The 12137-nt window shown below is 70.3% G+C and carries 14 protein-coding genes; 5 read left to right on the forward strand and 9 right to left on the reverse strand.

The features are described 5' to 3' along the window. Positions 1 to 62: 62 nt before the first annotated feature. The 4 genes from ACLQ2O_RS37095 (at position 63) to ACLQ2O_RS37110 (ending at position 2870) form a co-directional block, all read left to right on the forward strand. Entirely contained in the window at positions 63 to 827 is a 765-nt protein-coding gene (locus ACLQ2O_RS37095; protein WP_425841760.1) for a TetR/AcrR family transcriptional regulator, read from the forward strand. 114 nt (positions 828 to 941) lie between these two features. Then, complete coding sequence (locus ACLQ2O_RS37100; RefSeq protein WP_425841763.1) at positions 942 to 1487, forward strand: DUF6817 domain-containing protein; 546 nt, start codon at positions 942 to 944, stop codon at positions 1485 to 1487. A gap of 42 nt (positions 1488 to 1529) precedes the next feature. Then, positions 1530 to 2189 carry a class I SAM-dependent methyltransferase gene (locus ACLQ2O_RS37105; RefSeq protein ID WP_425841766.1) on the forward strand — a complete coding sequence of 220 codons (660 nt, stop codon included), beginning with the start codon at positions 1530 to 1532 and terminating at the stop codon, positions 2187 to 2189. Positions 2190 to 2348: 159 nt separating this feature from the next. After that, positions 2349 to 2870 carry a glyoxalase superfamily protein gene (locus tag ACLQ2O_RS37110; RefSeq protein ID WP_425841769.1) on the forward strand — a complete coding sequence of 174 codons (522 nt, stop codon included), beginning with the start codon at positions 2349 to 2351 and terminating at the stop codon, positions 2868 to 2870. On the opposite strand, the gene ACLQ2O_RS37115 is transcribed toward ACLQ2O_RS37110, so the two are convergent. The 9 genes from ACLQ2O_RS37115 to ACLQ2O_RS37155 all read right to left on the reverse strand — a co-directional run bounded on the left by ACLQ2O_RS37115 (position 2867) and on the right by ACLQ2O_RS37155 (position 11551). After that, positions 2867 to 3571, reverse strand: coding sequence for a PIG-L deacetylase family protein (locus tag ACLQ2O_RS37115; RefSeq protein WP_425841772.1), 705 nt, complete (start codon positions 3569 to 3571; stop codon positions 2867 to 2869). The two genes, ACLQ2O_RS37110 and ACLQ2O_RS37115, sit on opposite strands and share 4 nt — an antisense overlap. Before the next feature lie 9 nt (positions 3572 to 3580). Then, positions 3581 to 4882 carry a D-arabinono-1,4-lactone oxidase gene (locus tag ACLQ2O_RS37120; protein WP_425841774.1) on the reverse strand — a complete coding sequence of 434 codons (1302 nt, stop codon included), beginning with the start codon at positions 4880 to 4882 and terminating at the stop codon, positions 3581 to 3583. A gap of 31 nt (positions 4883 to 4913) precedes the next feature. After that, a complete protein-coding gene (locus ACLQ2O_RS37125) occupies positions 4914 to 6068 on the reverse strand; it encodes an amino acid deaminase/aldolase (protein WP_425841777.1) in 1155 nt (384 codons plus the stop codon). Positions 6069 to 6112: 44 nt separating this feature from the next. After that, entirely contained in the window at positions 6113 to 6910 is a 798-nt protein-coding gene (locus ACLQ2O_RS37130) for a hypothetical protein (RefSeq protein ID WP_425841779.1), read from the reverse strand. After that, entirely contained in the window at positions 6907 to 8268 is a 1362-nt protein-coding gene (locus ACLQ2O_RS37135) for a M15 family metallopeptidase (RefSeq protein WP_425841782.1), read from the reverse strand. The genes ACLQ2O_RS37130 and ACLQ2O_RS37135 overlap by 4 nt, the downstream gene beginning before the upstream one ends. A 113-nt stretch (positions 8269 to 8381) precedes the next feature. Continuing rightward, positions 8382 to 9497 (reverse strand): succinyldiaminopimelate transaminase, encoded by a 1116-nt coding sequence (gene dapC, locus ACLQ2O_RS37140; protein ID WP_425841785.1) that lies wholly within the window; start codon positions 9495 to 9497, stop codon positions 8382 to 8384. Continuing rightward, the gene (locus ACLQ2O_RS37145) at positions 9494 to 10351 is read right to left on the reverse strand and encodes an alpha/beta fold hydrolase (RefSeq protein ID WP_425841787.1); all 858 of its coding nucleotides are present in this window, start codon (positions 10349 to 10351) and stop codon (positions 9494 to 9496) included. The genes dapC and ACLQ2O_RS37145 overlap by 4 nt, the downstream gene beginning before the upstream one ends. A gap of 91 nt (positions 10352 to 10442) precedes the next feature. Then, the gene (locus ACLQ2O_RS37150; protein ID WP_425841790.1) at positions 10443 to 11039 is read right to left on the reverse strand and encodes a TetR/AcrR family transcriptional regulator; all 597 of its coding nucleotides are present in this window, start codon (positions 11037 to 11039) and stop codon (positions 10443 to 10445) included. 41 nt (positions 11040 to 11080) lie between these two features. After that, on the reverse strand, positions 11081 to 11551 hold the full coding sequence (locus tag ACLQ2O_RS37155; protein ID WP_425841793.1) for a MarR family winged helix-turn-helix transcriptional regulator: 471 nt from the start codon (positions 11549 to 11551) through the stop codon (positions 11081 to 11083). Between the two features lie 85 nt (positions 11552 to 11636). Here ACLQ2O_RS37155 and ACLQ2O_RS37160 point away from each other — a divergent pair, with 85 nt between their 5' ends. Continuing rightward, a complete protein-coding gene (locus tag ACLQ2O_RS37160; RefSeq protein ID WP_425841795.1) occupies positions 11637 to 12014 on the forward strand; it encodes a DoxX family protein in 378 nt (125 codons plus the stop codon). Positions 12015 to 12137: the final 123 nt, after the last annotated feature.

Consider the following 12137-nt stretch of genomic DNA (forward strand, 5'->3'; position numbering starts at 1 on the left):
AAAACGTACGGCGTACATAGATTTAGGATGGCGCAGGAGAACGACCGACGACGGGATGGTGGATGACCGCACGCGACGGCAAGGACCCGGACCTCCGGCGCAGCGTCACGCTGCTGTGGGCGGGACGGCCCGAAGGGCAACGCGGTCCGCGGCGCCGGCTCACCGTGGAGGACATCGCGCAGGCGGCGGTGCGGATCGCGGACGCCGACGGCCTCGAAGCGCTGTCCATGCAGCGGATCGCCGCCGAGCTCGGCTACTCGACGATGGCGCTCTACAACCACATCCCGAACAAGGACCTCCTGCTCGAGGTCGCCGCGGACCTCGGCGCCGGCCCGCCGCCCGACCTCGACACCACGGACCACCGGCAGGCGGTCCGCGGGTGGGTCGACGCGCTGTGGAGCGGGTTCCGGCGACGCCCCTGGATCCTGCGCGTGCCGCTCGACCACGCGCCCATGGGCCCTCATCAACTGGCTTGGCTGGAGCGCCTGCTGCGCGCGCTGCTGGCGGCCGGCCTGGTCGGCAGCGAGGCGAGAGCGGCGGCGCTGCACCTGACCGCCGTCGTACGAGGTGCGGCGCAGATCAGCCTCAACACGGCGAGCACCGACGACGGACTCCTGCGCAGCGAGGCCGATGTGGAGCAGCTCGTCGCTGAATACATCGATCCGGAAAGCTTCCCGGCGCTGACCGCCGTCCAGGCCGCCGAGAGTGCGAGCGGCCAACGGAACCGTGAACCGGCCGACGGGCTGCCGTTCGAGCTCAGCTTCGGAGTGGACCGGTTCCTGGACGGCATCGAGAGCTGGGTGGCGGACCAGAAACGCCAGAGCTGAAGCGTGTGACGTAGTCGGCGCGCCGTGTCCTGGGCAGGGGCCTCCTGAGCGCCGTACCGTGTTTGCTCTGGGTTCACCTTCCGGGCCCTGACCGCTCCGAACAGAAGAGGTCAGATGAGCACCTTCCAAGACCTGGGATCGCTGCTGCTGGTCCGCGGCGCTGACGAGCTGGAACACGCCGGCGGCACGCTCTACGTTCACCTGCACCGGGTCGCGAAGCGGCTCACCACGCTCGGCGCCGCCGACACCTTGGTGATCGCCGGGCTCGCGCACGCGGCGTACGGGACCGACGGGTTCCCGACGCACCTCTTCGACTGGCAGCAGGAGCGGCCGGTGCTGGAGGCGGTGATCGGGCCCGAGGCCGAGCAGCTCGTCTACCGGTACGGCGCGTGCGAGCGCGAGACCACCTGGCGCGATCTCGCCGAGCACCGCACGGTGACGGACCGGTTCACCGGTACGTCGGAGGAGCTGGGCACCGCCGAGCTGCGCGACTTCGTCGACCTGACGATCGTCAACGAGCTCGACGTCCTCGACCACGCACCTCACCTGGCGGGGAAGCTCCGGCCGTTCCTCCAGGAGCAGATCCCGCGCTGGCAGTCGATCGCCTCGCCGGCCGTGCTCGCCGACGCGACGAGGGCGCTCGAGCTTTCGCCCGCCTGACGCGCGGCGGTTTGCCGGAGGCTGTGGCTAGCATCCGGCAGGATGACTGCCTCCCGCATCGAGCAACCGGCCGACCTGGACCTCGTCCGGACGTCCTACGACCGCGTCGCTGACACGTACGTCGAGCTGAACCTCGGCGACCTCACGACGTACCCCTGGCTGCGTACGGCGATCGACGGTTTCGCGGCCGCGGTGCACGGTCTCGGGCCGGTTCTCGATGTCGGGTGCGGTCCTGGAGACGTCACCGCGTACCTGGCGGAGCGCGGCCTCGACGTCTCCGGCGTCGACCTGTCGGCCCGGATGATCGAGCACGCCCGGCGGTTGCACCCCGACCAGCGGTTCGCCGTGGCTTCGGCGACCGAGCTGGAGCTGGCGGAGTCCTCTCTGGGCGGGATCCTCGGATGGTGGTCGCTGTTCAACCTGCCGCGGCCGGTTCTGCCGCTGGTCCTGGAGTCCTTCACCCGGGCCCTGGTCCCCGGCGGGCACCTCATCCTCGGCATGCACCAAGGCGACGGCGAGATCAGTCGCACCGAGGCGTACGGCGGGCACCCGGTGCAGTGGACCACCTACTTGTGGCAGCCCGAGGACCTCTGGGCCCTGCTCGCCGAGGCGGGGCTCGCACCGGTGGCCGACCTCAGACTGTCCGAGAGCGTGGCAGGCGTTCCCTCGCTGGTGCTGGTCGCCCAGCGTCTCCGGCACTGAAATCTGCTACCTTCGAAGTGGCTTGGTGTGGCCTGCCGCTCGCGCCCCCTCGGGGTCTGGTGAAGCACACCGTCAACCTGATCCGTGGACGCGGTTTCGCTGCGGTCCTGATCCGACAACGCGAGCACCGGACCGGTGGGGCCGTACGAAAGGCCGTCCATGAGTGTGGTTGAGAACGCGAAGACGCTCGCGCGGAAGTTGCGCGGGGACCTTGCTGCCGCGGGGATCGAGATCTCGCACAGCCTGGCGCTGGAACTGGTGGCTCACCAGCAAGGGGCCAAGGACTGGAACGTCCTGGCCGCCGGCGGATCGGCGCGGGTCGCTGCCGGGCCGAGCGTTCCGGTGCTGCGGGTGATGTCGATGGAGGTCGCGCTGCCGTTCTACGTCGACTTCCTCGGGTTCGAGCTCGACTGGGAGCACCTGTTCGCCGTGGGGATGCCGGTGTACGCGCAGGTGTCCTGGGCGTCCGCGAAGGTCCATCTGTCGGAGCACCACGGGGACGGGAGCCCGAACGGAGTCGTCTGGATTCCCGTTGCCGATGTCAACGAGTTGCACCGGCGGTTGCACGCGCAGACGAATCAGCCGCTGCGACCGGGGATCGATGCGGACGCGCCCGGTGGGCCGACGCTCGAGGTGACCGATCCGTACGGGAACGTGCTGCGATTCGCGGAAGCTCTCTAGGGAGTGAACACCTCGAAGGAGGTCGCGAACGTGGTCCCGAAGCGGGTGCCGCCGGCGCGCGACACTCCTTCGAGGAACTCCGAGGGATCGAACCCGCCGAGCCCCTCGATGTACGCCTTGTGCGCCCGCAGCGACTCCAGCCCGGTCGCGTAGGTGTCGGTGATGTCGACCCCGTGCCGGCCCGCCGGCGACCCGCACGCCCACACCTGGCGCACCCCGTTCCACCGCTCCCCCGCGTCGGGGAAGATCCACCGGTTCGCGGCATCCCGTACGGCGTCCAGCGTCGCCCGCCCAACGGCCATGTGGTCGGCCTGGTTGAGCACGACGTCGCCGTCCCAGGTCTCGCGGAAGTTGTTGGTGAGCACGATCTCCGGCTGGTGCCGGCGGATCACCGCGGTGAGCACCTTGCGCAGCGCGACGCCGTACTCGATCGTGCCGTCCGGCTGGCCGAGGAACTCGACCACGTCGACGCCGACGATTCGCGCCGACTCGATCTGCTCGGCCTCACGCAGCGGCCCGCACTGCTCGGGCGGGAGACCGTCGATGCCCGCCTCGCCGGAGGTCGCCATCACGTAGACGATCTCCTTGCCCTGCCCGGCCCAGCGCGCGATCGCCGCGGACGAGCCGAACTCGAGGTCGTCGGGGTGCGCCACGATCGCGAGCGCCTTCTGCCAGTCCTCAACGACCGGTTCGAGTGTCATGGGCGCAGGCTAGTCGCCGAAGACCTGCCGCGTGTAGGGGTTCGCGAACGCCCGTTGCGGATCGAGCCGGTCGCGCACCGCCAGGAAGTCGCCGAAGTGCGGGTACAGCTCGGCGAAGCGCTCGGCGCCGAGGGTGTGCAGCTTGCCCCAGTGCGGGCGGCCGCCGTACGCGGCGACGATCTGCTCGAAGGCGGTGAAGTACCGCCCGTGGTCGAGGCGGTGGTACTGGTGGATCGCGATGTACGCCGTCGCCCGGCCCTGCGCCGTGGACAGCCAGATGTCGTCGGCCGCCGCCACCCGGACCTCGATCGGGAACGGGAACCGCTCCCCCGACCGGTCGATCCAGGCCCGCAGCTCGCCGAGCACCTCGACCAGCTTCTCCCGCGGTACGGCGTACTCGGACTCACGGAACACCACGTTCCGTTCCGAGCAGAACACCTTGTACGACGCGTCGACGTACTCGCGCGCGGACAGCGCCCGGGACGCGAGCTGGTTGATCCGCGGCACCAGCGCGGGCCGCCGGACGGCGAGCCGGTTGGTCAGCTCGAACACCTTGTTGGACAGCAGTTCGTCGTCCACCCAGCCGCGGATCCGGCTGACCGGCGACGCGCCGACGCCTTCCGAGACGCGGTTGTTCCGCTTGGTCAGCGCGACGTCGGTGTGCGGGAACCAGTAGAACTCGAAGTGGTCGTTGCCATCGGCAAGTTCATCGAAGCCGGTCAGCACCTCGCCGAGCGGCAGCGGCATCTCCTGCGCGCGCAGCAGGTACGCCGGGACGCACTGCAGCGTCAGCGCCGTGATCACGCCGAGCGCGCCGACCGAGACCCGGGCCGCCGCGAAGACGTCGGGGTTGTCCTCGGCCGAGCACTGCAGCACCGAACCGTCGGCGGTGACCAGCTCGAGCCCGACCACCTGGGTCGCCAGGCCGCCGAGCTTCGCGCCGGTCCCGTGCGTCCCGGTGGAGATCGCGCCGGAGATCGTCTGCTTGTCGATGTCGCCCAAGTTGGCCATCGCGAGGTCGAACGACGCGAGCCCGGCGTTCAGCTTGGCCAGCCCGGTGCCGGCACCGACGGTGACCCGGCCGGACGTCCGGTCGGCGGACTGGATCGCGGACAGTCCGTCGAGCCGGACCATCACCTGCTCCGGGACCGAGCAGCCGGTGAAGGAGTGGCCGGAGCCGACCGCCTTGAGCTTCTTGCCCTGCTCGGCCGCGGTCTTGACCGCCGCCGCGACCTCGTCGGTCGTTCCCGGGCGCAGGACCTCCACGCCGGTCGCCGACTCGGTGCCGGCCCAGTTGCGCCAGGTGCTCATCGGCCCGTCCCCTCGGCCGGTGCGGTTCGGCTCATCCGAAGTTCTTCCCTTCGCCCCGGTAGCTCACCAGCTCGGTCAGCTCGTTGCCGTCGACCGCGTACAGCCGGTCGAACCGCTCCAGCATCTCGCCTGCCTTCGCGTAGCGCATCCACACGCGGTCGCCGATCTTCAGCCCGCGCGCGTGCTCGCCCTCGACCGGGGTCTGCACCTCGCCGGCGCCCTCGGTCCCGAGCAGCTTCAGGCCGAGCGGCCAGGCCGGGGCGGGCAGCCGCGACTTCTTGGCCGGGCCGGACGCGACGTACCCGCCGCCGAACAGGGTCGCGATCCGCGGCGTCGGACGCCGTACGACGCCCAATGCGTAGGCGACCGCGTGCTCGGGCTGGAACACGTCGTACTTGTCGAACAGGGTCGGGCCGTACAGACCCGAGCCGGCGGTGACCTCGGTGACCGCGGGATCGGCGCTGCTGATCTCGATGCTGCCCGTGCCGCCGCTGTTCACCAGCCGGAGCAGCGCGACCTGCTTGACCGCGTCGACGACCGCGCCACGACGGTCGGCCAGCTCGGCAGCGGAGCGCCGCTTCACCCAGCGGACCGCGGGCGACGTATCCGGCAGCCCGGCGATCTGGGCCTCGTAGAACATCACGCCGACCAGCTCGAAGGCGTCGTCGGCAACGACCTGCCGCGCGAGCGCGAGCACCTGCTCCGGCGTTCGCAGCGGAGAACGCCGTACGCCGAGGTGCTGGCCGAAGACCCGCAGCGAGGCGTCGACGTCCAGACAGACCCGGATCCGTTCGCCGCCGCCGGTGACCTGCTTGATGAACGCGAGATGCTCGATGTCGTCGATCATCAGCGTGATCCGCGCGGCCGCCTCGGCGTCGCCGGCCAGCTCGCGCAGGGCGGCGCGGTGCACGGTCGGGTAGCCCATCAGGATGTCGTCGACGCCGTTGCGTGCGAGCCAGAGCGCCTCGGGCAGCGCGTAGCTCATCACGCCGTGGAACCCGGGCCGCTGCAGCGCCTCGGTGAGCAGCCCGCGGTTGCGCACCGACTTGGACGCGACCCGGATCGGCACGCCGGCGGCCCGCCGGACCAGGTCGTCGGCGTTCCGGCGGAAGGCGGCCAGATCCACCACCGCGAACGGTGGGTCCAGCTCGGCGGTCAGCCGGCCGTACCGGTCGAAATCACCCATGGTCGGAGTCTAGGCCGAGAAAAAACTGAAAGGTAGTACATTTTTCATGCCGAATCGATCACACTCCGGAGTACGGGGACGACACTGTGCGCCCACTCGGCGGTCGGTTCGACGTCCTGAGCGGCGAGGAGCGCCACGGTGCTGCCCTGGCGGACGACGGCCTCGGCATACGGCCCGGCGTTCGCGTACCGGCGCACTTGGGCTGCGGCGTCCTGCTCCGACCACAGCGGCTCTACTGCGAGCTGGGCGTCTGTCGTGGTGCCGCAGGCAGTCATGCGGGCTTCGTACCCGGTGTAGTACTGCTCAGCCTGCTCCTGGTCAGCGAAGCGAAGCAGCAGAGCTGTAGCGGGCTGGTCCGAGCCAGTCCGGTACGTCGCCTGCAGGGCGTGCAGTGGGATCGGCAGCGAGCCGGTCGGCATCCGCCCGGAGCAGCCCACCGGCAGAGCCTCGTACGCCGCCTGGTGTCCGCTGCGCTCTCTGGTCCAGGTGTCGTTGCCCAGCCAGCCTGCTTCGGCTCCGCCCTTGTCGACGTAGGTCTTCCAGCCGCTGCCGAGCTTGTCTGCTGGGGGCAGGTTCTGGCTGGAGACCGGTCCGGCTGCTGCGGGAGGAGGTGCGGTGGCCTGGTCGGGTGTGGCCGGGGGCTTGGCTGCGTCGGTGGGCTTGGCTGTGTCGGGCGTGATTGTGGGGATGGGGACTGTGCCGCCTACGGTGCTGGGGATGTTGAGGGTGGGGGTCGGGCTCGGCTCGGCGGCCGGGGCGCTGGTGCAGCCGGCGAGCAGGGCGGTGACTAGGACGGCAGCAGCAGCCGCGCTGCGCGTCGTACTGGCGTACTGGCTTCTCACTTGGGCTCGAAGTGCTGGTAGTCGGGCTTGGCCCAGCGGGCTCCCCAGAAGTAGCCCTGGGCGGTCAGGGCCTTGGTCAGCGTGCTGCCGGCGAACAGCATGCCGGGGCGAGCGACGCCGCGAGTGCGGTAGGACAGGCCGTTCTTCGGGTACCAGACACCGTTGGCGGCGAGGTACGGGTTCTCGAGGGTGTTGATGTCGATCGCGTAGCCGTAGGAGTGCGGCGACAGGGAGTACGGGTCGCCGGTGACCTGGCGGCAGTTGAACACCGAGGTGTTGTCGGCCTCCATCGCGCGGACGTCGCTGCCGCCGAACACGTCGACCCGGGTCATCCGCCGAATCGGGAACTTGGCGTTCAGGTTCGCGGTCCAGACCGTGATCATCTTCTGCACGGCGGCGTCGCGGACGATCAGCTCACCCTTGTGCAGCAGGCCGTCGAAGCCCCAGTGGTTCATCGTCAGCAGCCGCAGCGACGCCGGCCCGACCGGGCAGCCGGCGCGGTAGGTCTTCGGAACCATGCTGGCGGCGACGGCGTAGACCTTCGCGTTGAGCCCGGCCTTGACCACGACGTACGCCGACGCCGATACCTCGACGGCCGTGGTGGGCACACCGCGGCTGACCACGCGGACCGACCGGCCGGACGGGAAGTTGTCCGGGAACGGCAGCCGGAAGTTGCCCTTGGCATCGGTTTTGACGCTGGTCAGCCAGCGCCAGGCGCCGCTGCCGAGCAGGTCCTGGAGCACGACCTCGAGCCCGGCCTGCGCGGGCACCGTCGTCCCGGTGACGGCGACGCCGGTCAGCGCGACGTACGACGCGGCGGGTTTGGTGATGACGATCCGGCGGTCCTGCGCGGTGCCGATCCGCGCGGGTGACATCGCCGGCGTGCCGTAGAACTTCGGGCCGACGACGACGCGGAAGGTGGTGCGGATCGGGCCGGTCGGGGTGTAGGCGATCTTGTACGCGCCGCCCGCCGTCGACTTGGTCGCGCCGCGCAGGGTCCAGCCGCCGGGCAGGGCCTGCCAGAGCGAGAGGTACCAGTTCACGGCGCCGTTGTTGAGCTTGCCGGTGAACGACAGCGGCCGGTCCTCCCAGGTCGTCGCCGGCTGGTCCAGCGAGATCGCCAACGGCGCGGCAGCCAGCGAGGGCTGCTTGGTCGGGGTCTCGGTCGGGCTGGTAGTCGGCGGCTCGACAGGCTTGTCGGTCGGCGCCGGCGTCTCGTCCGGCGCCGGCGTCGCTTCCTCGGTCGCGGCCGGCGGCGTGGCTTCTGGTGCGACCGCCGTCGACACCGGCGTACCCGTCGGCACGCTGGGCGCGACCTCGGCATGCGCGTTCAGCGGCAGCAACGCAAGCAGCGCCACCACCGCGACTGTAGGCAGAGCTCTCCCCATGGCCGTCCTCCCCACTGGACGGGACCGTTCGGCCCCGCCACCCCTCACCAGGAATGACGCCGCGAAGGACGTTCAGGTTCGCTTTAGGTCTGCAGTCTTTTCACGGCTGCGTCGATCCGCTCGTCGGTCCCGGTGAGGGCAACTCGAATGTTCCTCTCCCCGGCCGTCCCGTAGAAGGCCCCGGGCGCCACCAGAATGCCCAGTTCCGACAGCGCCTCCACCGAGCCGTACGCGTCGTACGACGGGTGCTCGGCCCACAGGTACAGCCCGCCCTGCGACAGCGTGATCTCCCAGCCCGCACCGGTCAGCGCCTCACGCAGCACCGAGCGCCGCCGGATGTACCGCGCCCGCTGCTCCTCGACGTGCTGGTCGTCGGCGAACGCCGCCGCCATCGCCGCCTGGATCGGCGACGGGACCATCAGCCCCGCGTGCTTGCGGACCGCCAGCAGCTCGGCGACGATCCGCTCGTCACCCGCCACGAAGCCGGCCCGGTACCCCGCCAGGTTCGACCGCTTCGACAGCGAGTGCACCGCCAGCAGGTTGTCGAACGACCCACCGCACACGTCCGGGTGCAGCACGGACACCGGCTGCTCGTCCCACCCGAACTCGACGTAGCACTCGTCGTTCACCAGCAGCACGTTGTTGGCCCGCGCCCACTCCACCGCGGCCCGGAGCTCCTCGGCCGAGGTGATCTCGCCCGACGGGTTCCGCGGGGAGTTCAAGTACGCCACGGTCGCCGGACCGTCGTACTGGGTCACGTCGGCGACCGGCACGCTCTCGGCTCGCGCCAGCGCCGCACCAGCTTCGTACGTCGGGTACGCGAGGTCGGGGATGAGCACGGTGTCGCCGGCCCCGACGCCGAGCAGCATCGGGAGCAGCATGATCAGCTCCTTGGTGCCGATCACCGGCAGCACCCCGGTCTGCGGATCCACCCCCGGTACGTCGAGCCGCCGCTCCAGCCAGTCGACGGCCGACTGCCGCGCCGTCGTCGTACCGAGCGTTGTCGGGTACGCCGGGGCGTCGGCCGCGTCCGCCAGCGCCTTCTTCACCAGGTCGGGCACGGGGTCGACCGGACTCCCGATCGACAGGTCGACGATGCCGTCCGGATGGTCGGCCGCCTTCTGCTTGAACGGGGCAAGCTTGTCCCACGGGAAGTCCGGCAGCCGGCTGGAAGTGGAGCTGGAGAAGAGGTCTGTCACCCCTCCATTGTCTCCTGCGCGGCGCTCGCGATGTGGCCGCCTTCCCAATCTGTGGATAAGAAGCCCAGCGCGCTGCCGATCACCGCGGAGTCGCGCAGGACCCGCCGATGCCCGAGCCCCTCGGTCAGCTCGACGGACGCGCCCGGCCAGGCCTTCGCCAGCCGGATGCTCCCGTCGGCCTCGGTCTCGCGGTCGCCCCGGTCGTGGATCGCCAACAGCGGCGGCAGCTCCCGTTCGCTCACGAGCTCGGTCACCACGTGCACTCCCTCGTAGCTCTCCATCGGCCCGAACTTGCGCGCGAACCTCTGCAGGAACGCGGCCCGAACGCGCGGCCCGAACCCGAACGCCGCCTGGAACCCGTCCAGCCAGTCCGCGAAGTCCGTCGCCGCGGCGACGTACACCACCCGCTCCGGCTCAGCGAAGTGCTGCAGCGCATGCGTGACCGCCGCGGCGCCCAGCGAGTGCGCGATCACGCCGTACGCCGGACCGCGATCCGCGACGACCACCTGGAACACGTCCGCCAGCTCCGGCAGCGAGCTGCGGCCCTTGCCCACCAGGCCGGGCGCGGACTCACCGTGGCTCGGGGCGTCGTACGCGACCACGCGGAATCCGTCGGCGACCAGCGGCGGGATGAAGGCCGCGAGCTGCAGGCCCCAGCCGCCCCAGCCGTGGACGAGGTAGACGAGCGGGCCTTGGTCGCCGTACTGGTGGCCCCGGATGGTCCCTCCCGCGAAGGGGACCTCGAACGGCGTACCGGCGGGAAGGTCGACCCGCGATCGGCGCGCGTTCTCCGGTACGGACGGCAGGCGGAACCACAGCCGGTCGAGCAGCCGGCCGCCGATCGACGGCGCCACTCGCTCGAGAATCCGGAAACTGACCACATGGAATCGTACGATCGTGCTTTTTTTCACCGCTGGGTCTCCCCCACTCGAAGGTCTCTGGTGTCTAGCTGCGCGCCGCGTCGACCAGCGTCTCGAAGGCCGCCCACGCGCGCGCCTCGGCCCGGCTGTCGCCGAGCAGGCGGCTGGCGTGATGGAAGGCCATCAGCACGCCCTGGATGTCGAAGGCGTACTGCTCCGGATCGGCGTCCGGCCGGAACTGGCCCTCGGTGATCCCGGTCCGGAAGACCGTCGCGATCGCGTCGATGTAGTCGCGGTACACCTGCAGAAAACGATCTCTGACGGGACCCGGTGGCGCGTCGTCCAGCTCGGCGGAGACGCTGTAGAAGAAGCAGCCGCCGGGCAGCGCGAGATCGCCGTGCGCCCAGCGCAGCTTGCGGTCGAACAGCTCGCGCAGGCGGGCCTCGCCGCGCGGAGCCTTCAGCGCCGGCCGGACGACCCGCTCGGCGAACAGGTCCGCGGTCCAGTCGATCACATCGAGCTGGAGCTGCTCCTTGGACTTGAAGTGGGAGAACAGGCCGCTCTTCGACAGCTGCGTCCGCTCGGCGAGCAGCCCGATGCTGAGCGCGCTCAGACCGATCACGCTGACCTGCGCCGCGGCGACGTCGAGCACCGCCGCCCGGGTCTCCTCACCTTTGCTCACGGTCGAATAAGAGCACGACCGTGCGGTACGAGGCAAGGCCTTTAACAAGACCGCCCGGGATCGACCTTCGCGAGGATCTGCTGACTGATGACCTTCAACTGCTCGAGCTGCTCCGGCGTGAGCGCGTCGATGACGTACTCGCGGACCATCTCGACGTGCCCGGGCGCCGCGTCCACCAGGTAGGCGTACCCCTTGTCGGTCAGCGTGGCGACCGTGATCCGGCCGTCCTCGTCGCACGGCCGGCGATCCACGAAGCCGCGGCTCTCCAGCCGCTTGACCACGTGCGACAACCGCGACAGCGTGCCGTTCGCCTCGCCGGCCAGGTCACTCATCCGTCGCGACCGATCGGGCGACTCCGACAGCGCGGCGAGCACCGTGTACTCGAAGTGATTCAGGCCCGAGTCGCGCTGCAGCTGGTAGTCGAGCGCGCCGGGCAGCTTGAAGAGCATCCCGGCCAGCGCCATCCATCCCTGCAGCTGGTCGGGATCCAGCCACCGAACATCCTCCGCCATCCGGTCAGTCTACCGGCTTGGTTGACGCTTCAACTCAACCGCGCTACCTTGACTTGAAGCGTCAACCAACTACCGAGAGTGGAACATGAACGCCTTTCTGTGGATCGTCGCCTGGGTGCTGGCCGCCTTCTTCCTCGCCGCCGGCGCGGCCAAGCTGCTCCAGTCCAAGGCGAAGCTGGGCGAGGCCGAGCGGATGGCGTGGACCAAGGACTTCTCCGCCGGCGCGCTCAAGTTCATCGGCGCGGTCGAGGTGCTCGGCGCGATCGGCCTGGTCCTGCCCGCGCTGGTCGACATCGCCCCGGTGCTCGTCCCCTTGGCCGCGGTCGGCCTGGCCATCACCATGGCCGGCGCGATCATCGTCCACGCCCGCCGCAAGGAGTACCCACCGATCACCATCAACGCGGTCGTGCTGATCCTGGCCGCCGTCCTGGCGATCTTCCGCTTCGGCCCGAACAGCTTCTGAGGAACAGCTAGCCCCGGGATCGCGAGGGCAACGCGCGCGAAGCCCGGGATCGCGAGGGCAACGCGCGCGAAGCCCGGGATCGCGAGGGCAACGCGCGCGAAGCCCGGGATCGCGAGGGCTACG

Origin of the sequence: Kribbella sp. DT2 (assembly GCF_049844575.1) — a bacterium.
In the GTDB taxonomy this organism is placed as follows: domain Bacteria; phylum Actinomycetota; class Actinomycetes; order Propionibacteriales; family Kribbellaceae; genus Kribbella.